Origin of the sequence: Amycolatopsis australiensis (assembly GCF_900119165.1) — a bacterium.
Classification (GTDB): domain Bacteria; phylum Actinomycetota; class Actinomycetes; order Mycobacteriales; family Pseudonocardiaceae; genus Amycolatopsis; species Amycolatopsis australiensis.
In genome coordinates, this window is record NZ_FPJG01000006.1 from 6,059,358 (window position 1) to 6,082,677 (window position 23,320).

Annotated in this window: 23 protein-coding genes; 8 read left to right on the forward strand and 15 right to left on the reverse strand. The window is 72.6% G+C overall.

The genetic code is table 11. The annotated features are described in order from the left end of the window. Nucleotides 1–126: 126 nt before the first annotated feature. Nucleotides 127–795 (reverse strand): GntR family transcriptional regulator, encoded by a 669-nt coding sequence (locus BT341_RS29610; RefSeq protein WP_072479399.1) that lies wholly within the window; start codon nucleotides 793–795, stop codon nucleotides 127–129. A 22-nt stretch (nucleotides 796–817) separates the two neighbouring features. Here BT341_RS29610 and BT341_RS29615 point away from each other — a divergent pair, with 22 nt between their 5' ends. The 3 genes from BT341_RS29615 (at nucleotide 818) to BT341_RS29625 (ending at nucleotide 4,408) form a co-directional block, all read left to right on the forward strand. After that, the gene (locus BT341_RS29615) at nucleotides 818–1,234 is read left to right on the forward strand and encodes a VOC family protein (protein WP_072479400.1); all 417 of its coding nucleotides are present in this window, start codon (nucleotides 818–820) and stop codon (nucleotides 1,232–1,234) included. 87 nt (nucleotides 1,235–1,321) lie between these two features. Further along, on the forward strand, nucleotides 1,322–2,503 hold the full coding sequence (locus BT341_RS29620) for a GAF domain-containing protein (protein WP_218177781.1): 1,182 nt from the start codon (nucleotides 1,322–1,324) through the stop codon (nucleotides 2,501–2,503). Between the two features lie 90 nt (nucleotides 2,504–2,593). Beyond that, nucleotides 2,594–4,408 (forward strand): flavin-containing monooxygenase, encoded by a 1,815-nt coding sequence (locus tag BT341_RS29625; protein ID WP_072479402.1) that lies wholly within the window; start codon nucleotides 2,594–2,596, stop codon nucleotides 4,406–4,408. Here the strand turns inward: BT341_RS29625 and BT341_RS29630 are convergent. From BT341_RS29630 to BT341_RS29650, 5 genes are read right to left on the reverse strand one after another with little or no spacing between them, the layout of a single operon-like run. Beyond that, a complete protein-coding gene (locus tag BT341_RS29630) occupies nucleotides 4,405–5,448 on the reverse strand; it encodes an acyl-CoA dehydrogenase family protein (RefSeq protein WP_072479403.1) in 1,044 nt (347 codons plus the stop codon). The two genes, BT341_RS29625 and BT341_RS29630, sit on opposite strands and share 4 nt — an antisense overlap. Beyond that, a complete protein-coding gene (locus BT341_RS29635) occupies nucleotides 5,445–6,365 on the reverse strand; it encodes an acyl-CoA dehydrogenase family protein (RefSeq protein WP_072479404.1) in 921 nt (306 codons plus the stop codon). The genes BT341_RS29630 and BT341_RS29635 overlap by 4 nt, the downstream gene beginning before the upstream one ends. Next, complete coding sequence (locus BT341_RS29640) at nucleotides 6,362–7,492, reverse strand: acyl-CoA dehydrogenase family protein (RefSeq protein WP_072479405.1); 1,131 nt, start codon at nucleotides 7,490–7,492, stop codon at nucleotides 6,362–6,364. Before BT341_RS29640 ends, BT341_RS29635 begins: the two co-directional genes overlap by 4 nt. Next, nucleotides 7,492–8,337, reverse strand: a complete 846-nt coding sequence (locus tag BT341_RS29645) for an enoyl-CoA hydratase (protein WP_072479406.1) — start codon at nucleotides 8,335–8,337, stop codon at nucleotides 7,492–7,494. Before BT341_RS29645 ends, BT341_RS29640 begins: the two co-directional genes overlap by 1 nt. Further along, nucleotides 8,334–9,863, reverse strand: a complete 1,530-nt coding sequence (locus BT341_RS29650) for a FadD3 family acyl-CoA ligase (protein WP_072479407.1) — start codon at nucleotides 9,861–9,863, stop codon at nucleotides 8,334–8,336. The genes BT341_RS29645 and BT341_RS29650 overlap by 4 nt, the downstream gene beginning before the upstream one ends. A gap of 82 nt (nucleotides 9,864–9,945) precedes the next feature. On the opposite strand from BT341_RS29650, the gene BT341_RS29655 reads away from it, so the two are divergent. From BT341_RS29655 to BT341_RS29665, 3 genes are read left to right on the forward strand one after another with little or no spacing between them, the layout of a single operon-like run. Further along, complete coding sequence (locus tag BT341_RS29655) at nucleotides 9,946–11,091, forward strand: acyl-CoA dehydrogenase family protein (RefSeq protein ID WP_072479408.1); 1,146 nt, start codon at nucleotides 9,946–9,948, stop codon at nucleotides 11,089–11,091. After that, nucleotides 11,088–11,858 carry an SDR family oxidoreductase gene (locus BT341_RS29660; protein WP_072479409.1) on the forward strand — a complete coding sequence of 257 codons (771 nt, stop codon included), beginning with the start codon at nucleotides 11,088–11,090 and terminating at the stop codon, nucleotides 11,856–11,858. The genes BT341_RS29655 and BT341_RS29660 overlap by 4 nt, the downstream gene beginning before the upstream one ends. A 9-nt stretch (nucleotides 11,859–11,867) precedes the next feature. Beyond that, nucleotides 11,868–13,019 (forward strand): acetyl-CoA C-acetyltransferase, encoded by a 1,152-nt coding sequence (locus BT341_RS29665; protein ID WP_072479410.1) that lies wholly within the window; start codon nucleotides 11,868–11,870, stop codon nucleotides 13,017–13,019. Between the two features lies 1 nt (nucleotide 13,020). On the opposite strand, the gene fgd is transcribed toward BT341_RS29665, so the two are convergent. The 8 genes from fgd to BT341_RS29705 form a co-directional block, all read right to left on the reverse strand. Continuing rightward, the gene (gene fgd, locus BT341_RS29670) at nucleotides 13,021–14,025 is read right to left on the reverse strand and encodes a glucose-6-phosphate dehydrogenase (coenzyme-F420) (protein ID WP_072479411.1); all 1,005 of its coding nucleotides are present in this window, start codon (nucleotides 14,023–14,025) and stop codon (nucleotides 13,021–13,023) included. 6 nt (nucleotides 14,026–14,031) lie between these two features. Next, entirely contained in the window at nucleotides 14,032–15,087 is a 1,056-nt protein-coding gene (locus BT341_RS29675; protein ID WP_072479412.1) for an NAD(P)H-dependent flavin oxidoreductase, read from the reverse strand. Further along, nucleotides 15,084–15,815 (reverse strand): CoA-transferase subunit beta, encoded by a 732-nt coding sequence (locus BT341_RS29680; protein WP_072479413.1) that lies wholly within the window; start codon nucleotides 15,813–15,815, stop codon nucleotides 15,084–15,086. Before BT341_RS29680 ends, BT341_RS29675 begins: the two co-directional genes overlap by 4 nt. Further along, nucleotides 15,812–16,675, reverse strand: a complete 864-nt coding sequence (locus tag BT341_RS29685; RefSeq protein WP_072479414.1) for a CoA transferase subunit A — start codon at nucleotides 16,673–16,675, stop codon at nucleotides 15,812–15,814. The genes BT341_RS29680 and BT341_RS29685 overlap by 4 nt, the downstream gene beginning before the upstream one ends. Further along, on the reverse strand, nucleotides 16,665–17,405 hold the full coding sequence (locus BT341_RS29690; RefSeq protein WP_072479415.1) for an enoyl-CoA hydratase family protein: 741 nt from the start codon (nucleotides 17,403–17,405) through the stop codon (nucleotides 16,665–16,667). Before BT341_RS29690 ends, BT341_RS29685 begins: the two co-directional genes overlap by 11 nt. Then, nucleotides 17,405–18,286, reverse strand: a complete 882-nt coding sequence (locus BT341_RS29695) for an SDR family oxidoreductase (RefSeq protein ID WP_072479416.1) — start codon at nucleotides 18,284–18,286, stop codon at nucleotides 17,405–17,407. The genes BT341_RS29690 and BT341_RS29695 overlap by 1 nt, the downstream gene beginning before the upstream one ends. Next, nucleotides 18,283–19,050, reverse strand: a complete 768-nt coding sequence (locus BT341_RS29700) for an SDR family oxidoreductase (RefSeq protein ID WP_072479417.1) — start codon at nucleotides 19,048–19,050, stop codon at nucleotides 18,283–18,285. Before BT341_RS29700 ends, BT341_RS29695 begins: the two co-directional genes overlap by 4 nt. Nucleotides 19,051–19,332: 282 nt before the next feature. Beyond that, nucleotides 19,333–20,502, reverse strand: coding sequence for a helix-turn-helix domain-containing protein (locus BT341_RS29705; protein WP_245805148.1), 1,170 nt, complete (start codon nucleotides 20,500–20,502; stop codon nucleotides 19,333–19,335). Between the two features lie 78 nt (nucleotides 20,503–20,580). Here BT341_RS29705 and BT341_RS29710 point away from each other — a divergent pair, with 78 nt between their 5' ends. Together BT341_RS29710 and BT341_RS29715 are read left to right on the forward strand one after the other, a co-directional pair. Beyond that, complete coding sequence (locus BT341_RS29710; protein ID WP_072479418.1) at nucleotides 20,581–21,246, forward strand: TetR/AcrR family transcriptional regulator; 666 nt, start codon at nucleotides 20,581–20,583, stop codon at nucleotides 21,244–21,246. 170 nt (nucleotides 21,247–21,416) lie between these two features. Further along, nucleotides 21,417–22,076 carry a cutinase family protein gene (locus BT341_RS29715; protein WP_072479419.1) on the forward strand — a complete coding sequence of 220 codons (660 nt, stop codon included), beginning with the start codon at nucleotides 21,417–21,419 and terminating at the stop codon, nucleotides 22,074–22,076. Between the two features lie 3 nt (nucleotides 22,077–22,079). Here BT341_RS29715 and BT341_RS29720 read toward each other — a convergent pair whose 3' ends face one another. Then, on the reverse strand, nucleotides 22,080–23,270 hold the full coding sequence (locus BT341_RS29720) for a lipase family protein (protein WP_072479420.1): 1,191 nt from the start codon (nucleotides 23,268–23,270) through the stop codon (nucleotides 22,080–22,082). Nucleotides 23,271–23,320: the final 50 nt, after the last annotated feature.

The following is a 23,320-nucleotide window of genomic DNA, read 5'->3' on the forward strand; positions in this document are numbered from 1 at the left end:
CCCCCAGCGCCCCAATGCGGCCTTGGTTGCGTCTGACGCACCCAAGGCGGCCTTCGGTGCGTCTGACGCACCGAAGGCCGCCTTGGGGCGCTTCCTGCCACGCCGGCCGGGCGCGTCGGATGCCGCCTACCCGGCCGGCTGGTCGAGTCCAGGACGACCCGTGAGGACGTCGGACGCGAGCCGTCGGTGCGTCGCGAACAGCTCCAGGGCCGCGTCGCGGTCGCCGGCCCGCAGCGCGTCGGCCAGCTGCCGGTGCTCGGCCGGGATGCCCGCCAGGTAGCCCTCGGTTTCGACGCCGATGCGGGTCAGGAGGAACAGGTGTACCTGCGAACGGATCGCTTCCCACACCTCCCGCAGCCGCCGGTGGCCGGCCGCCGCGTAGACCGCGTCGTGGAATTCGAGGTCGGCGCGGACCATCTCGTGCGCGTCGGCCGCGCGCTCCATGCGCCCCACCGCCGCGTCGACGGCCGCCAGATCGGGCGCCCGGCCGATCACCAGCTCGACGGCCAGCCGTTCGAGCGCGGCCCGCAGGCTGTCCAGCTCGGCGACGTCCACTTCGGACAGTGCGGTGACCGTGGTGCCCCGGTGCCACTCGCCCCGCACCAGGCCCTCGCGTTCCAGCTTCAGCAGCGCCTCCCGCACCGGCCCGCGGCTGACCCCCAGTGCCTCGGCCAGCTCCAGCTCGCGCAGCTGGCTGCCGGGCGGGTAGACCCCGTCGAAGACGGCGTCGCGGATGCGGTCGGCGACTTCGTCCGCCAGCCCGCGGCGCCGCGCCGGCCTCACTTGCCCGCTCATGTCTCAATGTTAACATCCGGACATGACGCTCCCCCGCTTCCACCTCGCCATGCCGGTCGACGACCTGGCCGCCGCCCGCCGGTTCTACGGCGAGGTGCTGGGCCTCGACCAGGGCCGCAGCGCCGACACGTGGGTCGACTGGAACCTGCACGGCCACCAGTTCGTGACGCACCTGGCGCCGGCCGGGCCGCGGCAGGTCCACAACCCCGTCGACGGCCACGACGTGCCGGTCCCCCACTTCGGCCTCATCCTCACGATCGAGCAGTTCCACGAGCTCGCCGACCGGCTGCGGGCCGCGGGCACGAAGTTCGTCATCGAGCCGTACGTCCGCTTCGCCGGCGAGCCCGGGGAGCAGTGGACGATGTTCCTGCTCGATCCGGCCGGGAACGCCCTGGAGTTCAAGGCCTTCGCCGACGACTCGCAGGTCTTCGCCGCCTAGCCCGGCGCCGGCCTCCCCCGGGGTTGCGCTGAGGTTGCCGAGCCCCCGGTCCCGCGGGTTACCGTTGACCCGGCCCAGGAGGTGGCGGTGGACGAAGGAGTCTGCGCGGTCCGGCCCGGCATCGACGTCGCCGGGCATGCCCGGCTGCTCGCCGGCGTCCACGACGCCGTTCTCGCCGGGCGGCCGCCACGCGTTGCTCCGCGCCGGCTCGTCGAACGCTCCTGGCGGCGGGTTGCCGCGCAGGGCGTCGATCCCGATCGGCCGCCCGCGCCCGATCCCGTCGGTGCCGCCGAGGTCGAACGGCGGCGGACCACCTGCCGGCTCCACGAAGTCCTGCCCGAACTCCGGGGCGCGCTGACCTCCGTCGCCGAGGACGCGCACCACCTCATGGTCGTCACCGATGCCGACGGCGTCGTCCTCTGGCGGGAAGGGGCGCGCCGCGTGCGGCACCGCGCCGACTCGCTCGGGTTCACCGAGGGCGCCATCTGGTCGGAGCCGGCCATCGGCAGCAACGCGATCGGCACGGCGCTGGCCGAGGCCGCTCCCGTCCAGATGTTCGCCGCCGAGCACTTCGTGCGCTCGCACCACACCTGGACGTGCACCGCCTACCCCGTGCACGACCCGCGGACCGGCGACCTGCTCGGCATCGTCGACGTCAGCGGCCCGGCCGAGACCGTCCACCCGATGACCGTCGCCCTGGTCGGCACGGCCGTGCGGCTCGCCGAGACCGTCCTGCGCCAGCGCCACGAAGCCCGGCTCGAAGCCCTCCGGCAGCTCTCCGGCTCGCTGCTCGCCGGCGTCGGCGGGGCCGGGCTCGTCGTCGACGACCACGGCTGGGTCGCCGCCCAGAGCGGGGTCTGCGGGATCGACCGCGTCGCCGCGCCCCGGCACGGCGTCCCCGTCGCGGTCCGCGGCATCGGGGCGTGCGAACCGGAACCGGTGCCCGGCGGCTGGCTGCTGCGGCCCAGCCACCGCGAGACCCTGAGGCTGACCCTCGACCTGGACCCGCCGCGCGCGATCGTCGAAGGCTCCGCCCGGTGGACGCACCCGCTCGGCCGCCGGCAGGCGGAGCTGCTGCGGCTGATCGCGGCCGCCGGACCGGCCGGGGTACCGGCCGCGCAGCTGTCGGAGACCCTCTACGGCGACCGCACGCACCTGGTCACCGTGCGCGCGGAGCTCTCGCGGCTGCGCAAGCTCGTCGGCGGGCTGCTGCTGGGCCGCCCGTACCGGATCGCGCCCGGCGTCGAGGTCGTGCTGATGCAACCTTAGGGCAACCCTTACCCGCTGCCGGGCCGCTGTTGTTTGCTGCGCTCAACGCGCCGCCGACGACGACGGTGCCCGAGACGGGGAGGTCCGCTCATGACCCAGACCCTCGAACCGGCCGCGGCCCTCGATGCCCGGCAGCGCGTCGACGGCTGGCTCGCCGACTTCGAGGCCGCGCTGGCGGCCCGTGACGCCGACCGGGCCGCGGCGCTGTTCGCGACGACGTCGTTCTGGCGGGACCTCGTCGCGTTCACCTGGAACCTCAAGACCGTCGAAAACCGCGACGGCGTCAAGGACCTCCTGCTGGCCACCATGGACCGCACCGACGCGTCCGGCTTCCACACCACCGAGGAGCCGACCGAGAACGACGGCGTCGTCGAGGCGTGGATCGGCTTCGAGACGGCGGTCGGCCGCGCCCGCGGTCACCTGCGCCTCACCGACGAAGGCGCGTTCACGCTGCTCACCACGCTGTACGAGCTGAAGGGCCACGAGGAGCCACAGGGCACGCGGCGGCCGATGGGCGCCGAGCACGGCATCAACCGCGAGCGCGTCACCTGGGCCGAGGCCCGGCAGGCGGAGCTGGCGGAGCTGGGCACCACGCGGCAGCCGTACGTCGTCGTCATCGGCGGCGGCCAGGGCGGGATCGCGCTCGGGGCCCGGCTGCGGCAGCTCGGCGTACCGCACGTGGTCGTCGACCGGCACGCGCGGCCCGGCGACCAGTGGCGCGGCCGCTACAAGTCGCTGTGCCTGCACGACCCCGTCTGGTACGACCACCTGCCCTACCTCGACTTCCCGCGCAACTGGCCGGTCTTCGCGCCGAAGGACAAGATCGCCGACTGGCTGGAGATGTACACGAAGGTCATGGAGGTGAACTACTGGTCGTCGACGACGTGCCGGCGCGCTTCCTACGACGAAGACACCAAGGAATGGACCGTCGTCCTCGACCGCGACGGCGAAGAGGTCGTCCTCCGGCCGAAGCAGCTGGTGCTGGCGACGGGCATGTCGGGCAAGCCGAACGTCCCGGTGCTGCCGGGCCAGGACCGCTTCCGCGGCGAGCAGCACCACAGCTCGCAGCACCCCGGGCCGGACGCCTACCGCGGCAAGAAGGCGGTCGTCATCGGGTCGAACAACTCGGCGTTCGACATCTGCGGCGCGCTGTGGGAGGTGGGCGCCGACGTCACGATGGTGCAGCGCAGCTCGACGCACATCGTGAAGTCCGACTCGCTGATGGACCTGGGTCTCGGTGACCTGTACTCCGAGCGCGCGCTGGCCGCCGGGATGACGACCCAGAAGGCCGACCTGACCTTCGCCTCGCTCCCCTACCGGATCATGCACACGTTCCAGCAGCCGGTGTACGCGGCGATCCGGGAACGCGACCGGGAGTTCTACGACCGGCTCGAAGCCGCGGGCTTCCGGCACGACTGGGGTGACGACGACTCCGGGCTGTTCATGAAGTACCTGCGCCGCGGCTCCGGCTACTACATCGACGTCGGCGCGGCGGACCTGGTGGCCAACGGCGACGTCAAGCTGGCGCACGGCCAGGTCACCGAGCTGACCGAGCACTCCGTGATCCTGGAGGACGGCACCGAGCTCGAAGCCGACCTCGTCGTCTACGCGACCGGCTACGGCTCGATGAACGGCTGGGCGGCCGACCTGATCAGCCAGGAGGTCGCCGACAAGGTCGGCAAGGTGTGGGGCCTGGGCTCGGGCACGACCAAGGACCCGGGCCCGTGGGAGGGCGAGCAGCGGAACATGTGGAAGCCCACCCGGCAGGAGGGCCTCTGGTTCCACGGCGGCAACCTGCACCAGTCGCGGCACTACTCGCTCTACCTGGCCCTGCAGCTGAAGGCCCGGGCGGAAGGCATCCCGACGCCGGTGTACGGGCTGCAGGAGGTGCACCACCTCGCCTAGCATCCGAGCGCGCGCCCGGGATCGCCGAACAGCAGGGCGGTCCCGTGCGCGCGCTTGAAGTACAGGTGGGCGTCGTGTTCCCAGGTGATGGCGATGCCGCCGTGCAGCTGGATCATCTCCGCCGCCGCGTGCGAAAACGCTTCGCCGCACACGACTTTCGCGGTCATGACCGCTTCGGGGTCACCGTCCACAATGGCCGCATACAGCGCCGACCTGGCGGCCTCGACGTGGACGTGCACGTCGGCCATCCGGTGCTTGAGCGCCTGGAACGACCCGATCGGGCGGCCGAACTGGCGGCGCTGTTTCGTGTACCCCACCGTCAGTTCCAGCGCGCGGGCGGCCGCGCCGACCTGCTCGGCGGCCACGGCGACCACCGCCGTGTCGAGCAGCCGCCGCAGCTGCAAGGCGAAGCCGCCGGTGTCGAGCCGCCGGGCCGGCGTGGCGGCGAAGTCCACGACGGCGAGCCGCCGGGTCGGGTCGAGCGTCGTGACGCGTTCGCGCCGGACGCCGTCGAGCGGCACCTCGAACAGGCCGGCGCCGTCGGCCGTGCGGGCCACGGCGAGGAGGACGTCCGCCAGGTCGCCGTCGAGCACGTAGTGGGCGCGGCCGTCGAGCCCGGCGGGCGACGCGGTCAGACCGGGCGAGAAGTCGGCGTCGGACCAGGCCAGTGCGGCGAGTGTCGTGCCCGCGGCGATGCCGGGCAGCAGCCGCTCGCAGGCTTCGTCGTTGCCCGTGCGCAGCAGGGCTTCGCCGCAGAGCACCGCCGAGCCCAGCATCGGCGCGGGCGTCAGCGTCCGGCCGAGTTCCTGCAGGACGACGCACGCCTCGGCGAGTCCCGCGCCCGCACCGCCGTAGTGCTCCGGGATCGCGAGCGCGGCGACACCGATCTGCTCGCACAGCGTCGACCAGAGCTTGTCGTCGTAGCCGAGCGGCGACTCCATCGCGGCCCGCACCGCCGCCGGCCCCGACCGCCGGGTCAGCAGAGCCCGGACGGCGTCCCGCAGCGCGGCGGCTTCCCCGGTTTCCAGCGGATCGGTCATCGCAGGACCCGCGCGCGGTGGTACGCCCCGGTGCCCCAGGCGCCGGCCAGGGCCCGCACCTTCGTCAGCCGCAGCCCCAGGTCGTGTTCGGCGGTGTAGCCGATGGCGCCGTGGACCTGCAGCGCCGTCCGCGCGGCGAGGTACGCCGCGTCACCGGCCATGACCTTCGCCGCCGAGACGTCGCGGGTGAAGGTGTCCCGGGCGACGGCCGCGCCGTGGAGCAGCGGGCGGGCCAGCTCGAGCCGCGTGACGACGTCGGCGAGCAGGTGCTTGATCGCCTGGTACTCGCCGATGGCCCGGCCGTACTGGCTGCGTTGCCTGGCGTAGGCGACGGAGGCGTCGAGCAGCCATTGCCCCGCGCCGAGCAGCTGGGCGGCAACGGCGAGGACGCCGAGGTCGAACGGGCGTGCCGCCGTCGCCGTCGCCGCGCCGGTGACCCGGAACAGCCGCCGGGCCGGGTCGATCGAGCGGACGACCTCACGGTCCGCGCCGGCGACCTCGGCACCGGTGAGGTCCAGCACCACGCCGGCGACGTCGGCGTCCAGCGCCAAGGGGACTTCCGGTGGCGCGACGACCGTGACCAGCAGGTCGCCCTCGGCGAGGGCCGTGAGCCGCTCGCCGGTCAGCAGCGCCGGGGCGACCGCCGCCGACTCGGCGAGCGGCCCCGGCACGGCGTGGTAGCCGAGCGCTTCGAAGGCGACCACCAGGTCGACCGGCGACGCGCCGAGCCCGCCGTGCTCCTCGGGCACGAGCAGCGCCGGGACGCCGAGATCGGCGAGGGCGCGCCAGAGCTTGAGGCCGCGGTCGTGCTCCCCCGCCGCCCAGGCCCGGGCGGCGGCCGCGGTGTCCGCCCCGCCCAGCAGCTCGTGCAGCGTCGCGGCGAACTGCCGTTGCTCCGGCGAGAGCTGGAACCTCATCGGCGTGCCTCCCTCGGGAGCTTCAGCAGCCGTTCGGCGATCGTGTTCCGCTGGATCTGGTCGGTGCCGCCGTAGATCGGGCCGGCGAGGGAGAACAGGTAACCGTCCACCCAGGCCTGCTCGGTCTCCGCGAGCGGGCCGAGCACGTCGAGCGCGGTCTCGTGGAGTTCGACGTCCAGGTGCGACCAGAACAGCTTGTTCACGCTCGACTCGGGCCCCAGCCGACCGCCGTCCTCGAGGCGGCTCACGGTGCCGAACGTGTAGAGCTGGTACGCCCGTGCCCCGATCCACGCATCGGCCACCCTGTCCCTTGTGGACTCCGGGCGGCCGTGGTCACGCCACAGCGAGACGAGGCGGCCGGCGGCCGCGAGGAACCGGCCGGGGCTGCGCAGCGAGAGCCCGCGTTCGTTGTTCGCCGTCGTCATCGCCACCCGCCAGCCCTGCCCCACCTCCCCGATCACGTCCTCGTCGGGCACGAACACCTCGTCGAAGAAGATCTCCGCGAACCCCGGCTCACCGTCCAGCTGCGGGATCGGCCGGACCGTCACGCCGTCGGCGCGCAGGTCGGCCATGAAATAGGTCAAGCCGTGATGCCGCTGCGCGTCCGGGTCGGTGCGGAACAGCCCGAACGCGCGATCGGCGAACGCCGCCCGCGAACTCCACGTCTTCTGCCCCGACAGCAACCAGCCCCCGGCGGTACGCACCGCCGTGCTGCGCAACGCCGCGATGTCGCTGCCCGCCTCGGGTTCCGACCACGCCTGCGCCCACACCTGCGCACCAGTGGCCATCGCGGGCAGGATCCGGTCACACTGCTCCGGCGTGCCGTGCGCGAACAACGTCGGCGCCAGCATGAAGATCCCGTTCTGCGACACCCGGCCCGGAGCCCCCGCCGCGTAGTACTCCTCCTCGAACAGCAGCCACTGCAGCATCGACGCGTCCCGCCCGTGGTACTCCCGCGGCCACGACACCACCGACCACCGCGCCTCCGCCAGCTCCGCCTCCCACTCGCGGTGCGCCGCGAAGCCTGCGGCGGTGTCCATCGACGGCAACACCCGCACGTGCTCGGCCAGCCACGCCCGCGCCTCGTCCCGGAACGCGGCCGACGCCTCGTCGATGTCGAGATCCATCACGCCCCCTTGCCCGCGTCCCGCATCGACCGCGCCGACTGCCCACCCAGCGAGTCCTCCGAAGTCTCCGCGTTGTGCGCGTGCGCGAAGTGGTGCAACCCGAACACCGAGTCCATTCCGGACCGCAGCCCCATGAGGTCCTCGGCCTGGTTGACCGCCTTCTTCGCCAGCGCCAGCCCGAACTGCGGCATCCCGCCGATCTTCTCGGCCAGCTCCAGGGTGCGCTGCTCCAGCTCGGCGCGCGGCACGATCCGCGTCACCATGCCCCACTCCTTCGCCTGCTGGACGGTGAACCGCTCGCCGGTGAACAGAACTTCCTTGGCCGCCCGCGGCCCGAGCACCCACGGGTGCGCGAAGTACTCGACCCCCGGAATCCCCATCCGCACCACCGGATCCGCGAAAAACGCGTCGTCCGACGCCACGATCAGGTCACACACCCACGCCAGCATCAGCCCGCCGGCGATGCACGCCCCCTGCACACTCGCGATCATCGGCTTCGGGATCTCCCGCCAGCGGCGGCACATGCCGAGGTACACCTCCGACTCGCGGGCGAACCGCCGGTCACCCCCGGCGCGGTCGGTGTGGTCCCACCACAGCACCGCCCGCCGGTCGAAACTGACGTCCGCGTCCCGGCCCGGGCTGCCGATGTCGTGGCCGGCGGAGAAGTGCTTTCCCGCGCCCGCCAGCACGATCACCTTCACCTCCGCGTCGTTCACCGCGGTCGTGAAGGCGTCGTCGAGGGCGTAGGTCATGGCCGAGTTCTGGGCGTTGCGGTAGTCCGGCCGGTTCATCGTCACCACCGCGACCGGGCCGCGCCGCTCGTAGCGGACCACCGGTTCACTCATGCGCTCTCCTCGGTCAGCAGCCGCTTCAGCACCTTGCCGGAAGCGTTGCGGGGCAGCTCGTCCCGGAACTCGACGAACCGCGGGGTCTTGTAGTTGGCGAGCCGCTCGCGGCAGAACGCGACGACCGCGTCCGCGGTCAGCCCGCTGCCGACGACGAAGGCCTTGCCGACTTCGCCCAGCCGCTCGTCCGGGACGCCGACCACGGCGACGTCGCGGACCCCGGCCAGTTCGGTGAGCGCGTGCTCGACCTCGGCCGGGTAGACGTTGAAGCCGCCGCAGATGTACATGTCCTTGAGCCGTCCGGTGATCGTCAGGTTCCCGCCGGGGTCCAGCTCGCCGACGTCGCCGGTGTGCAGCCAGCCGTCCTCGTCGACGGCCCGCGCGGTCGCCTCCGGGTCGTCGAGGTAGCCGAGCATCACGTTCGGGCCGCGGACCACGATCTCGCCCGGCGACCCCTGGATCGCGACCTCGAACTCCGCGGTCGCGCGGCCGGAGGTCCTCGCGACGAGCTCGGCGTCGTCGCCCGGGCGGCACATCGTCACCACCACGGCTTCGGTCAGGCCGTAGGCCGTGAGAACCGTCTCGAACCCCAGCTCGGAGCGCATCCGGCGGACCAGCGAAGCGGGCACCGTCGCCGCCCCGGTGACCGCCAGCCGCAGGGACGACAGGTCGCCGCGGCGCTCGCGCAGCAGGGACTGGAAGATCGTCGGGGCGCCGGGCAAGATCGAGATGCGTTCGCGCTCGATCAGGTCGAGGGCCGCGCCGGTGTCGAACACCGCCTGCGGCACGATCGTCGCCCCGGTCAGCAGCCCCACGAGGATGCCGGCCTTGTAGCCGAAGCTGTGGAAGAACGGGTTGATCACCAGGTACCGGTCGCCGGCGGTGACCCGGCCGCAGTCCGCCCACGCGGCCGCGACGCCGACCGCCTGGCGGTGGGCCGACAGCACGCCCTTGGCGCGGCCGCTGGTGCCGGAGGTGAACAGGATGTCGCTGACGTCGTCCGGTGCGACGGCGTCGGCGCGCGCCTCCGCTTCCACCGCCGTGACCTGCTCGGACAGCGCGAGGAACTCTTCCCAGCCGAGAGTGCCGGCGACCGGCCGGTGCGGCTGTTCCAGCGGCACCCGGACGACGGTGCGCAGGCCCGGCAGCTCGGCGCCGGTCGCGAGGATGGCCGCGTGGCGGTCGGTGCCGAGGAAGTCCGCGGCGACGACGAGCGCCTTGGCGCGGCTGCGGGCGAGCAGGTCGACCGTCTCGGCGGCGGTGAACCGCGTGTTGACCGGCACCAGCGTCGCACCCGCGTAGAGCGCGCCCAGCGCCGCCAGGACCCAGTGGTGGGTGTTGGGCAGGTTGATCGCGACGCGGTCGCCCAGCTCGACACCGCGGGCCGCGAAGGCACGGGCGACCGCCTGAACACGTTCCAGAAGGTCGTCGAAACCGAGCCGGAGGCCGCCGTCGACGAGCGCCTCCGCGGAGCCGAACTTCGCGGCGGCGTCCCGGACGACGGCCGGGATCGTGCGCTGTCCCACCGCACCCTCCTCTGGACCAGCAAACTAGAACGTGTTCTCATTACCCTAGGTGCCGGACCGGCCCGGCAGCAAGGAGGCGTGCGTGGAACCGACGCGATTCCGCCGCGAGGTCGCGGGCTGGCTCGCGGACAACCTGACCGGCGAGTTCGCGCGGCTGCGCGGCCTGGGCGGGCCGGGCCGCGAGCACGAGGAGTTCGACCTGCGCCTCGCCTGGGAGCGGCACCTGGCCGCGGCGGGCTGGACCTGCGTCGGCTGGCCCGTCGAGTTCGGCGGGCGTGGCCTGTCCTTGGCCGAGCAGGTCGCCTTCCACGAGGAGTACGCCGCCTCCGGCGCCCCCGCGCGGGTGAACCACATCGGTGAGCAGCTGCTCGGCCCGACGCTCATCGCCTTCGGCACGCCCGAGCAGCAAAAACGGTTCCTGCCCAAGATCGTCGAGGTCGAAGAACTGTGGTGCCAGGGCTACTCCGAGCCCGGTGCCGGCTCCGACCTCGCCGCCGTCTCGACCTCGGCGGTCCTCCGTGACGGCGAGTGGATCGTCGACGGCCAGAAGATCTGGACCTCGCTGGCGCACATGGCCGACTGGTGTTTCGTCGTCGCCCGCACCGAACCGGGGTCCCGGCGCCACCACGGGCTCTCCTACCTGCTCGTCCCCCTGCGCCAGGACGGGGTCACGGTCCGGCCGATCCGGCAGCTGACCGGGACGTCGGAGTTCAACGAGGTCTTCTTCGACGACGCCCGCACGGACGCGAGCCTGGTCGTCGGCGAGCCCGGTGAGGGCTGGCAGATCGCCATGGCCACGCTCGGCTTCGAACGCGGCGTCTCCACCCTCGGCCAGCAGATCGGCTTCCGCCGCGAACTCGACGCCATCGTCGCCGACGCCAAACGCTTCGGCACCTACGACGATCCGCTACTGCGCCACGACCTCATCCGCGCCCGGATCGGCCTGCGCGTCCTGCGGGCTCACGCGTTGCGGACGCTCGGGAAACCCGCCGGGCCGGAGGTGGCCGTCGGCAAGCTGCTGTGGGCGCAGTGGCACCGCGGGCTCGGTGAGCTGGCCGTGCGCGCCCGCGGCGCCCGCTCGCTCGTCGCCGGGGGCGCCGAACCGGACGACGCGCAGCGGCTCTACCTGTTCACCCGCGCCGACACGATCTACGGCGGCTCCGACGAGATCGAACGGAACATCATCGCCGAGCGCGTGCTCGGCCTGCCCCGGGAGGCCCGACCGTGATCCCGCAGTACCCGCCCGGCCACGACCTCCTCCACGGCAAGGTCGTCGTGGTCACCGCCGCCGCCGGCACCGGCATCGGCTCCGCCGTCGCCCGCCGGTGTCTCGAAGAGGGCGCCGGCGTCGTGATCAGCGACTGGCACGAACGCCGCTTGAGCGAGAAGGCGGCCGAACTGGGCGACCTGGGCAAGGTCCACGCCATCCCGTGCGACGTCACGCAGGAAGACCAGGTCCAGGCGCTGATCGACGGCGCGGCCGGCCATTTCGGCCGGATCGACGTCATGGTCAACAACGCCGGGCTCGGCGGCACCAAGTCCGTGCTCGACATGACCGACGACGACTGGTCGCGCGTCCTCGACATCACCCTCACCGGCACCTTCCGCTGCACCCGCGCGGCCCTGCGCCAGTTCGTCGCCCAGGGCGGCGGCGGCACGATCGTCAACAACGCCTCCGTGATCGGCTGGCGCGCCCAAGCGGGGCAGGCCCACTACGCCGCCGCCAAAGCCGGAGTCATGGCCCTGACCCGCTGCTCGGCCCTCGACGCGGCCGAACATGGCGTCCGGATCAACGCCGTCGCCCCGAGCCTGGCCATGCACCCGTTCCTCGCCAAGGTCACCAGCGGCGAACTCCTGGCCGACCTGACCAAGCGGGAAGCCTTCGGCCGCGCCGCCGAGCCGTGGGAAGTCGCCAACGTCATGGTTTTCCTCGCCAGCGACTACGCCTCCTACCTGACCGGCGAAGTCGTCTCCGTCAGCAGCCAGCACCCCTAGGAGCGGGTCGTGTCCGAAGCCTTCATCCTCGACGCCGTCCGCACGCCCGCCGGCCGGCGCGGCGGCGCCCTGTCCGGGTGGCATTCCGCCGACCTCGGCGCGCACGTCATCAAGGCGGTCGTCGAGCGCGCCGGGGTCGACCCGGACCTCGTCGACGACGTCATCCTCGGCTGCACCGACACGCTCGGCCCCCAGTCCGGCAACATCGCGCGCACCGCGTGGCTGGCGGCCGGGTTCGGCGACCACGTGCCCGGCGTGACCGTCGACCGGCAGTGCGGGTCGAGCCAGCAGGCCGTGCACTTCGCCGCCCAGGCGGTCCTGTCCGGCACGCAGGACCTGGTGCTGGCCGGCGGGGTGCAGAACATGAGCCGCATCCCGATCAGCGCGGCGATGCTGGCCGGGCGCGAGTACGGCTTCGCCGACCCGTTCTCCGGGTCGAAGGGCTGGCAGGAGCGCTACGGCAGCGTCGAGGTGTCACAGTTCCGCAGTGCGGAGATGATCGCCGAACACTGGGCCATCAGCCGGGAGGCGATGGAGGAGTACGCGCTGCGCAGCCACCGACGAGCCGTCGCGGCCATCGACGAAGGCCGGTTCGACGCGGAGATCGTGCCGGTCGACGGCTTCCGGCACGACGAAGGCCCGCGCCGGGACACGAGCCTGGAGCGCATGCGCGGCCTGAAGCCGCTGAGCGAGGGTTCACGCCTGACGGCGGCGGTGGCCAGCCAGATCTCCGACGGCGCGAGCGCGGCGCTGGTGGCGTCTTCGTCGTTCGTCGAGGAACACGGCCTGACCCCGCGGGCCCGCGTGCACCACCTTTCGGTCCGGGCGGCGGATCCGGTGTGGATGCTGACCGGGCCGATCCCCGCCACGGCCCACGCGCTGCGGAAAGCCGGGCTCACCGTGACGGACATCGACCTGTTCGAAGTCAACGAGGCGTTCGCGAGCGTGGTGCTGGCGTGGCTGGACGAGACGGGCGCGGACCCCGAGCGCGTCAACGTCAACGGCGGCGGGATCGCGCTCGGCCACCCGATCGGGGCGACCGGGACGAAGCTCCTCGCGACGCTCCTGCACGAGCTGGAGCGCCGCGAGGGCCGCTACGGCCTGCAGACGATGTGCGAAGGCGGCGGCACCGCCAACGTCACCATCATCGAGCGGCTGTAGCTCACGCCAGGGCGCGCAGCTTCGGCAGCACGTCCTCGGAGAACTGGGTCAGGAAGCGTTCCTGGTCGTGGCCCGGGCCGTGGAAGACGAGGTGGTTGAGGCCCGCGTCCAGGTACGGCTTGATCTGCGCCACCGCCTCGTCGGGGTCGGACGCCACGATCCAGCGCTTGGCGACCTGCTCGATCGGCAGCTCGTCGGCCAGCCGCTCCATCTCCTCGGCCGAGGAGACGCTGTGCTTCTGCTCCGCCGACAGCGACAGCGGCGCCCAGAACCGGGTGTTTTCCAGCGCCTGCTCCGGGTCGCGGTCGTAGGACATCTTGATCTCGATCGTCCGGTCGATGCCCTCGGCGTCCCGCGACGCCGCCTCCGCGCCTTCCTTCACCGCCGGGATCAGCTTCTCGGTGTAGAGGTCCATGCCCTTGCCCGAGGTGCAGATGAACCCGTCGCCCGAGCGGCCCGCGTACTTCGCGACCACCGGGCCACCCGCCGCGACGTACACCGGCACCGGCTGCTCCGGCCGGTCGTAGATCTTCGCGTTGACCAGCTTGTAGTAGTCGCCATCGAAGTTGACGTCGTCGCTGGTCCACAGTTCGCGCATCAGCTTGATCGACTCACGCAGCCGGGCGAAGCGCTCCTTGAACTCCGGCCACTCCCGCCCCGACACCGCGATCTCGTTGAGCGCCTCGCCGGTACCCACCCCCAGGATCACTCGGCCGTTCGACAGCAGCGACATCGTCGCGAACGCCTGCGCGATCACCGCCGGGTTGTACCGGAACGTCGGGGTCAGCACGCTCGTGCCGATCTGCACCCGCTTCGTGCGCTCGGCCACCGCCGGCATCCAGGCCAGCGCGAACGGCGCGTGCCCGCCCTCGTGCCGCCAGGGCAGGAAGTGGTCGGACACCCACACCGAGTCGAGACCCACCTCTTCGGCGCGCACGGCGTACTCCACCAGCTCCCGCGGCCCGAACTGCTCCGCGGACGCCTTGTAACCGACCTTCAGCGCCACCCTCGCTCATCCTCCCGTTTCCCGGCCGAGGCGGCGCAGGATCTCACCCGCCTCGGCCACCGTGCCCGCGACGATCTCGGCCACCGTGGGCAGGTCGTGGATCATGCCCACCACCTGCCCCGACGCTAGCACTCCCGCGTCCGTGCGGCCGTCGACCAGCCCGGCGCGCAACAGCATCGGGGTGTTGGCCGCCATGACCACCTGGCTCCACGTCAGGGCATTGCCGTGCTTCATCGCGAGGCCTTCCTTGACCATCGCAACCGGGGACAGCCCGGTGATATTCCGGAAGCGCAGCGCGTTGCGGGCGGCCTGCGCGAGACCGCGGACCCGGCCGGTCCGTTCGAGCTTCTCGACGAGGTCGGTGCGCAGGACCCGGTGCGGCAGGCCGTCGACGCGCCGGGTGACGACGGTCCCGGTGAGGCCCTGCTCGAGGTAGAGGCGCTTGACGTCGGCGGGGACCGTGCTCTCCTTGCTGAGCAGGAACCGGGTGCCCATCGCGACCCCCGCCGCGCCGTAGGCGAGGGCGGCGGCGAGCCCGCGGCCGTCGAAGAACCCGCCGGCGGCGACGACCGGGATGCCGACGGCGTCCAGCACCGAGGGCAGCAGCAGCGTGGTCGCCACGCCCCCGGTGTGCCCGCCGCCTTCGCCGCCTTGGACGATGACGGCGTCCGCGCCCCAGGCCGCGACCTTCTCGGCGTGCCGCGCGGCACCGACCGACGGGATCACGACGACCCCGTGGTCGCGCAGCTTCGCGATCATCTCCTTGCGCGGCGCGAGCGCGAAGGACGCCACCTTGACGCCCTCGCGGATCAGCAGGTCGACGCGGTCGCCGGCGTCGCCCGCGTCGGCGCGGAGGTTCACCCCGAACGGCTTGGCGGTCCGCTGCTTCACCTCGGCGATCGCCGCTTCCAGCTCGCCGAACGTCATGGTCGCCGAGGCCAGGATGCCGAGACCGCCCGCTTCGGCGGTCGCCGAGACGAGCCGCGGGCCGGCGACCCAGCCCATCCCGGTCTGCACGACCGGGTGCTCGACGCCGGTGAGCCGGGTCAGCGCCGTCTTCACGCGGGAACTTCCTTGTCGCGCGAACCCCGGGGGTCGAGTACTGCACGGATGAGCCGCAGTTCCTCGTCGGTGGGCTCCCGGCTGGTCCCGGTACCGGTGAAGTCGAGTTCGAACGTCGTCGCGGCCGCCACCTCGTCGCGGGTGACGCCGGGGTGCAGCGACAGCGCCCGCATCGCGTGGCCGGGACCGCCGAAGTCGAACACGCCGAGGTCGGTCACCACGCGGTGGACGTCGTGGTACTTCCCGGCCGACGGCCCGGCCTTGGCGGCGTTGTCGTAGCCGACACCGGACACGACGTCCACGGTGTCCACGAACACCCGCGTGGAGTGGCGCGGCACCCAGTAGCTGGTGCGGTGGTTGACCGTGTTGCCCGGCGCGCCGCGCACGCCGAGGAGCTGCTTCTTCGGGTGCGCGTGGTCGCCGATGGCCGAGATGTTCTGGTTGCCGTACCGGTCGATCTGGTTCGCGCCCATCACGACGTGCCGCCGTCCGTGCGGCACGATCGTGTCCAGCATCTTCCGGAACGGCTGCCAGCCTTCCACGACGCCGCCGGTGGTGACGAGGTACGCCTCGCCGTCGGACATCAGCAGGTCCGGCTCGAACGTCAGCCGGGCGAGTTTCGCGCCCAGCTGCGGGATCAGGCCCATCGGGCTCGCGACGATCTCGCCGTCACCGCGGAACAGCTCGGCCACCGCCACGACGGCGATCTCGGCCCGGGTCGCGCTCATGCCGCCTCCGCGGTGAACTTGTCCACTTCGGACAGATAGGTGCGCTCGTCGCCGGACAGGAACCGGTCCACGAACCCCGGCCACGCCGCCGGGTCCTTGGCGCACGACGCGTAGTGCCGCTGGAACCGCTCGTCCCGGCCGTAGTCCGGCACCGCCGTGGTGAAGTGCGCGCCGCGCGGCGCCTCGACCACGCCGTCCACGCTGCCCCGGTTGAGCAGCAGCGACTGCACCGGCCCGCCCGCCGTCAGCTCCGCCGTGTCCACGACTTTTTCCACCGACACGAACCGCTTCCCGGCCGCCAGGCAGAACAGGTCGTCGAAGTACGGGTCCGGGCCGAGGTACTGCGCGTTGCCGCGCGCGTCGGCGCGATTCAGGTGCACGAGCGCGACGTCGAGGTGCTGCGCGGGCACCGCGACCAGTTCTTCGTTGTCGGCGTACGGCGAGCGGACGGTCCGCAGGTCCGGGTTGACGCGCATGACTTCCGAGCCGAGCCCGGCGCGCAGCGGCAGGAACGGAAGCCGTTGCGCCGCCGCGGAAAGCGCCGCGGCGAACATGCCCTCGTCGTACTCCGTGACCGCGATGCTGCCCGTTTCGCGGGCCCGGCCGAACCACGGGTCGAACGGGATCGAGTCGAGCGTCACGAACCCGAACACGACCCGCTTGACCTTGCCGGCGGCGCAGAGCAGACCGACGTCCGGGCCGCCGTACGAGACGACGGTCAGGTCTTTCACCGGGGTGCGGAGGATCGCGCGGACCAGCGCCATCGGCTTGCGCCGTGAACCCCAGCCGCCGATCCCGATGGTCATGCCGTCCGTCAGCTCGGCCGCCACCTCGTCGGCGGTGGTGCGCTTATCGGCCATTCAAGAACTCCTCGCGGGCTTCGTCGGACGCGCCGAGCAAGTTCAGCTCGAAGGTGAACCCCTGCTCGAACCGGTAGCTGCGGTGCACCTGCTGGGTGTCGATGCCGTTCAGCGCCTCTTTCGCCGCCCGGATGACCCGCGGGTCCTTCTTCGCGATGTCGCGGGCGACGGCCATCGCCGCGTCGTCCAGCTCCGCGCGCGGCACGACCTGGTAGACGGAACCGTGCGCGTGCAGCTCGGCGGCGGTGATGGTCCGGGCGGTGAAGTACAGCGTGCGCATGAGGTGCTGCGGCACCAGCCGGGCGAGGTGGGTCGCCGCGCCCAGTGCCCCGCGTTCGACTTCCGGCACGCCGAACGTCGCGTCGTCGGCGGCGATGATCACGTCGGCGTTGCCGGCCAGGCCGATCCCGCCGCCGAGGCAGAACCCGTGCACCGCCGCGACCACCGGCACCGCGCAGTCGTAAACCGCGCCGAACGCCGCGTGACAGCCGCGGTTCGCGCCGACGAGCGCGTCATATCCTGCGCTGCGCTGGATTTCCTTGATGTCCACACCCGCGTTGAAGCCGCGCCCTTCCGCGCGGAGGACCACGACGTGGACGTCCGGGTCACGGCCCGCTCGCGTGATCGCGTCGGCGAGGTCGAACCAGCCCTGCACGGGCAGCGCGTTGACCGGCGGGAAGTCGACGGTGACGACCTCGACGTGACCGTCGCGCTTCGGGAGAATCGCCATCAGCTCGCTCCGTAGACGGGTTCGGGTTCCGGGGCGCGTTCGAGCAGGCCGGCCACGACCGGGCCGAGCTCGGCCGGCTCCCAGCGGTTTTTCTTGTCCACGGCCGGGCCGTGCCGCCAGCCCTGCGCCAGGGCCACCTTGCCGCCCTCGACCTCGAAGACGCGGCCGGTGACGTGCGCGGACTCCGCACTGCCCAGCCAGACGACCAGCGGCGAGACGTTCTCCGGTGCCATCGCGTCGAACCCGTCGTCCGGCCGGGCCATGGTTTCGGCGAACACGCCTTCGGTCATCCGGGTCCGCGCGGCCGGCGCGATGGCGTTCACGGTGACGCCGTAGCGGGCCAGCTCGGCGGCCGCCACGACGGTCAACCCCGCGATCCCCGCCTTCGCCGCCGAGTAGTTGCCCTGCCCGACGCTGCCGAGCAGGCCCGCGCCCGAACTGGTGTTGATCACGCGCGCGTCCGGCGCCCGCCCGGCCTTCGCCTCGGACCGCCAATGCTGCGCCGCGTGCCGCAGCGGCGCGAAGTGGCCTTTGAGGTGCACGCGGATCACCGCGTCCCACTCGTCCTCGCCGAGGTTGACCAGCATCCGGTCGCGGACGAAACCGGCGTTGTTGACCAGGACGTCCAAGCGGCCGAAGTGCTCCAGCGCCGTGCCGATCAGGGCCTCGGCTCCGGCCCAGTCGGCGATGTCGCCGGTGTGCGCGGCCGCTTTCCCGCCTCGGTCCTCGATCTCCGCGACGACCTGCGCGGTGGTGTCCGCGTCCACGTCGTTGACCACGACCGGCGCGCCTTCGGCGGCGAACGCGAGCGCGTGCGCGCGCCCGATGCCGCGGCCGGCGCCCGTCACCACGACCACCCGGTCCTGGCACAACCCGCTCACGAATCCTCCCGATGGTTGACGTCCGCCGCCGCCAGGAACGCCGGCACCTCTCCCCCGCCGTGCACGCGCAAGGTCGCGCCGGAGACGTAGGAAGCCAGGCCCGAGGCCAGGAAGGCGGCGCAGTGCCCGACTTCTTCGGGCTCGGCCGGCCGTCCCAGCGGCACGGTCCTGCCGACCGCCTCGACGGCGGCCTCACTGCCGTAGTGCAGGTGGGACTGCTCGGTGCGCACCATCCCGACGTCGAGCGCGTTGACCCGCACCTTCGGCGCCCACTCGACGGCGAGGCTGGCGGTCAGGTTGTCGAGCCCGGCCTTCGCCGCGCCGTAGGCGGCCGTCCCCGGGGACGCGCGCGTGCCGCTCACGCTGGAGATCATCACGATCGAGCCACCGCCGTCCTGGCGTTGCATGACGGCGTTGGCATGTTGCGCGACCAGCAGCGGGGCGAGCAGGTTGAGCTGGACGACCTTCTCGTGCAACCGCGGCGAGGCGTCGGCCGCGGGGGCGTAGGGCGCCCCGCCGGCGTTGTTGACGACGACGTCCAGACGTCCGTGGCGCGCGACGATCCCTTCGACGAGCGCGGCGACCTGGGCCTCGTCCCGCACGTCGCAGGCGGCGAACTCGGCTTCGGTGGGAACGGCGCGCCGAGCGCAGGTGACGACGTGGGCACCGTGGGCGAGGAAGACGGAGGTGATGCCCCGGCCCACGCCACGGACACCCCCGGTGACCAGCACGACGGCGCCGTCGAGGCCCAGATCGGTCTTCACGTCACAAAACTAGAACACGTTCTCGCTTTGGGCAAGGTTGTTGGGTTGGTGGCCGAGTGTGGCGCGAGAACCTGTTCGCATGGAGCGGTGGACTGTGGTGCAGCGCGACCGAAGTGCCGGGCCTGGCAGCGCCGCTCAGCCGCGGGCGAAGTGCCCGCCGTGCAGCGCCGCCCAGTCGAGGCCGACCGCTCGCCCCGATCGCGCTCACCCACCGCGGCCGCGAAGCGCCGCCGACCAACCTGCACCACCGCGCAGGCCGACCGGCCGCCGCGCCCACCCCCCTCACGCGCCCCGAGACCGCAGCGCCGAAGCGCGCAGCGCCGCCTGCATCGCGAACCGCGCCTCCGGATTCTCCAGCCGCTCCCCGAACGCCTGCTTCAGCTGCCGCACGCGGTAGCGGACCGTCTGCGGGTGCACCGACAGATCCACCGCGATCTTCTCCGAATTGCCGCCGTTCTCCAGCCACGACAGCAACGTCTCCCCCAGCCTCCGCCGGGTGCGGTCCGGGAACTGGGCCAGCGGGGCCAGCTCGTGGCGGGCCACCTGGTCGGCCAGCGGCACGTCGCAGAGCAGCCACAACGTCGTCAGGTGCTCCGCGCACCACGTCACCGGGACGTCCGGCAGCACGCCCTGCGCCACCAGCCGCAGGCTCGTCCGCGCCCAGCGCAGGGAATGCGCCGCCGCGGCCGGGGGGACCGGTGGGCCGACCGCCGCCCGGCCGCCGAAGTGCGTCCCCGCTTCCACCGGCGCCGGTACCAGCAGGTACGGGTGTGGCGGTTCCACGTCGGCCAGCACCTCCGGGCCCCACGCCGGAGTCACCGGTGGCTCGAGGGCCACCGCCGCCACCTCGCGCGGGACCACCCAGCCGGCCGCCGCCGCCAGTTCGGCCAGGACGCTGTCCGTCACCGCCACCGGGCCCGTCATCAGCCGCAGCAACCGGCGGCGCAGGGCCGGCCGGGCGCCGTCCGGCTCCGCCTGTGCCTCCCGGTACCCGCGGATCGACATCCGGGCCAGCTCGTCGGCGTAGCCGAACAGCATTTCCGCCAGCCGCGCCATCACCGCCGACGACAGCCGGTGCCGCCGGCCCAGCCGCATGATCCAGCGCCAGCCCGCGCGGGTGCCGGCGCGGTAGGCCGCCTGCAGGTCGTCCAGGGTCCGGCCTTCGCGGGCTTCGCCGGCACCGAGGCGCCGGCACGTCTCGTACAGCCGGTCCCGCGGCGCCAGCGGGTCCTCGACCAGGTCCACGAACAGCGCCACGGCGCACTCGACGCCGTGGCGGGTGACGCGCCCGTAGGAGCCTGGCCGGGCGTACACCGGGACCGCCCGCCACACCTCCCGGACGATCCAGTCCACCAACGCGGGTACCGCCGGACGCATCAGCGCGGCCAGGTCCGCGCGTCCGAACGCCTCCGGCGGCATCGGAACGGGTTGCCGTGCACTGTCGCCGGGCACCAGGTTTCCTCCACCGGGAAGAGGGACCGAGCATGCTTTACCAGACAGTAAAGCAGGGGGACCGTACAGTACACCTCCATGAGCCGGCCGAGTTCCCCTGATCGATCCAGCACGCGCCGCAGCCCGGCCGCCCGGCCCACCGACGACGAACTGCTCGACGCCGCCCGCGCCGTGTTCGCCGAGCGCGGCTACGCCCAGGCGACCATGGGGCTCATCGCCGAGCGCGCCGACTCCACCAAGCCGACCCTCTACGCCCACTTCGGCGACAAGGCGGCCCTCTTCCGCGCCACGGTGACCCGCGAGGTCGCCGCGCTGCGGGCCTGGGTGCTCTCCGCCTACGAGACGGCGAGCGGGCGGCCGTTGGAGGAGCGCGTCCGGCTGTCGGTGATGGCCATGTTCGGCTACGCCGGCGCGCATCCGGACAGCTTCCGGATGCTGTTCGACTCGGCCGTCGACGAGATGTCGAACGAGCGGCGCGCGCTGGCCGACACGATCACCGCGCACGTCGCCGACCGGGTCCGCGAGCACCTGCTCGCCCACGGCCGCACGCCCGGCGCCGGCGCGGACCTGCTCGCCGCGATGATGGTGGGACTCGTCGGCCGGGCCGCGATGCACGTCTCCCATTCGCCCGGCGCCGACCCGATCGCCGCGGGCGAGCTGGCGACCGGGTTCGTGATGGCCGCCCTGCGCGGCCTGGACCCCGCCCTGCTGGACCACGTCGACGCCGGGCAGTGCGCCCGCTGAGCGTCCACAGCGGACCGATTAGCACGGGCGCGACAATTCTCCAGCACGGGGAAAAGGCCCTCTTGCCCCGGAAGTGAATCGCTGCGACGCTGCGGTCAACCCGCAGGAATCCGATTCCGGAAAGCGCTTGCCGGAAATCCTGTTCGCCGCCACCAGAGGTGTGATCAGCCATGAGTCGCGTCCCCGGGAACCGCCTGCTCTCCGCCGCCACCACCGTCGGCCTCGCCGCGCTCGGCCTCGCCGTCGCCACCGCGCCGCCGGCGTCCGCCGCGCCGTGCGCCGACGTCGACGTCCCGGTCGCGCGCGGCACGGGCGAACCCGGCACGCTCGGCGTCATCGTCGGCGACCCGGTCTACCAGGCCGTGCAGAACCGGCTGCGGCCACGGTCGACGAGCAGCTACCGGGTCGGCTACCCGGCCGACCTCGGCGAGCCCGCGTCGGTGCAGAAAGGCAACACCGACCTCGTCAACCACGTGAAGACGCAGGCGGCGGCCTGCCCGCAGCAGCGGTTCGTGCTGGTCGGTTACTCGCAGGGCGCCAACGTGGTCGACAACTCGATCGGCATCAGCAGCGCCGGCGCCGTCGTCGGCGGCCCGATCGTCGCCACGATCCCGGACGAGCTGGCCCCGCGGATCGCCGCCGTACTCCTGTTCGGCAACCCGATCCGCGCGATCGGCCGCCAGGTCACCGGGACCTACCAGAGCCGCACCGAGGACTACTGCGCGTCAGGCGACCCGATCTGCCAACCGGGCGGCCTCGACATTCTCGCCCACCTCAGCTACGGCGCCGACGCCGCCGACGCGGCGGGCTTCGCGGCAAGCCAGTTCTGAACGTCAGCAGTTGGCGGGGGCCGGGTCGCCGGCGAAGCGTTTGACGATCCACTGGTGGGCGTCGGCGTTGCCGGCGAGGATGCCCGTGGCGTGATCGGCGACGTAGGTCTGCCACTGCTCACGGACCCCGGCCGCGCAGTAGGTCCGGTGCAGCGCCTCCGCCTGCGGGGTGTTGACGATCTCGTCGATGCTCGCGTGGTACTGGAACACCGGCACCCGCGGCGGGTGCGCGCCCAGCTTGTTCTCCGCCAGCCGCGCCCGCCACTGCGGGGTGTCCAGCGGGCTGGCCGTCGTGTAGTCGCTGATCCTCTTGAACGAATAATTCAGCAGCAGTTCCGCGACACAGGCGTTCTTCTTCGCGTCCGCCAATTGCTGCCGCCCGGTGTCGTTGAGGAAGGAATCGAGTTTCAGATCCGGATAGGCGGCGTCGAGCCCGACCGCGGCGAACGCCAGGAACCCGAAACCGACATAACCGTCCAGGCCCTTCGCGACCTCGGTCAGATCGGCCGGGACGCCACCCGCGACGACGCCCACGACGTTCAGCTCCGGCGCGTAAGCCGGCTGCTTCTCCCCCGCCCACATCGAGGCGCCGCCGCCCTGCGAGTAGCCCTGGAAGATCACCTTCGCGGTCTTGGCCAGCCGCGCGGCGGGCAGGTTCTGCGCCGCGCGCACCGAGTCGATGACGGCGGGGCCTTCGGACTGGCCGGTGATGTACGTCGGCACGGTCGCCGGCGAATAGCCCTCGTAGTCGGTCACCGCGACGGCATACCCGCTGGACAGCGAGTCGTTGATGGCCGGCTGGTCGTAGAGGGTGCCGCGTTCCATCGCCTTGGACGCCGTGCACTTGAACGCCGGCCCCTGCGTGCCGACGGCGTACCCGACGATCGGCGCCGCGGCCGGGTCTGCGCCTTTCGGCACCAGGATCGTCCCGGTCACCGCGTCCGGGTGGCCCTGCGCGTCGGTCGACAGGTACATGACCTGCCAGGCGTCGGCGTTGGCGACGTTCAGCAACGGCACCGACGGCCGCCAGCGCAGCACGTCGCCGGGCTTCCCGGCGGGCAGCGGCGACGGCGGCGTGTAGAACGAGTCGTCGAACGGCCCGGGCAGGATCGGCGCCGCCGCCGCGCCGGCCGGCGGGCTCGCGGCCACCACACCCAGCGCCGTCAAGGAGACGGCCAGCAGCGCGGGCAGCATGCGTCGCCAGTGGACAGGCTTCACCACAACCTCCTACAGGGAACGGGATC

Coding starts and splice junctions, on each gene's coding strand:
- BT341_RS29610 (WP_072479399.1), bottom strand. CDS start 795: ATGAGCGGGCAAGTGAGGCCGGCGCGGCGCCGCGGGCTGGCGGACGAA.
- BT341_RS29615 (WP_072479400.1), top strand. CDS start 818: ATGACGCTCCCCCGCTTCCACCTCGCCATGCCGGTCGACGACCTGGCC.
- BT341_RS29625 (WP_072479402.1), top strand. CDS start 2,594: ATGACCCAGACCCTCGAACCGGCCGCGGCCCTCGATGCCCGGCAGCGC.
- BT341_RS29630 (WP_072479403.1), bottom strand. CDS start 5,448: ATGACCGATCCGCTGGAAACCGGGGAAGCCGCCGCGCTGCGGGACGCC.
- BT341_RS29635 (WP_072479404.1), bottom strand. CDS start 6,365: ATGAGGTTCCAGCTCTCGCCGGAGCAACGGCAGTTCGCCGCGACGCTG.
- BT341_RS29640 (WP_072479405.1), bottom strand. CDS start 7,492: ATGGATCTCGACATCGACGAGGCGTCGGCCGCGTTCCGGGACGAGGCG.
- BT341_RS29645 (WP_072479406.1), bottom strand. CDS start 8,337: ATGAGTGAACCGGTGGTCCGCTACGAGCGGCGCGGCCCGGTCGCGGTG.
- BT341_RS29680 (WP_072479413.1), bottom strand. CDS start 15,815: ATGAGCGCGACCCGGGCCGAGATCGCCGTCGTGGCGGTGGCCGAGCTG.
- BT341_RS29685 (WP_072479414.1), bottom strand. CDS start 16,675: ATGGCCGATAAGCGCACCACCGCCGACGAGGTGGCGGCCGAGCTGACG.
- BT341_RS29690 (WP_072479415.1), bottom strand. CDS start 17,405: ATGGCGATTCTCCCGAAGCGCGACGGTCACGTCGAGGTCGTCACCGTC.
- BT341_RS29710 (WP_072479418.1), top strand. CDS start 20,581: ATGAGCCGGCCGAGTTCCCCTGATCGATCCAGCACGCGCCGCAGCCCG.
- BT341_RS29715 (WP_072479419.1), top strand. CDS start 21,417: ATGAGTCGCGTCCCCGGGAACCGCCTGCTCTCCGCCGCCACCACCGTC.
- BT341_RS29720 (WP_072479420.1), bottom strand. CDS start 23,270: ATGCTGCCCGCGCTGCTGGCCGTCTCCTTGACGGCGCTGGGTGTGGTG.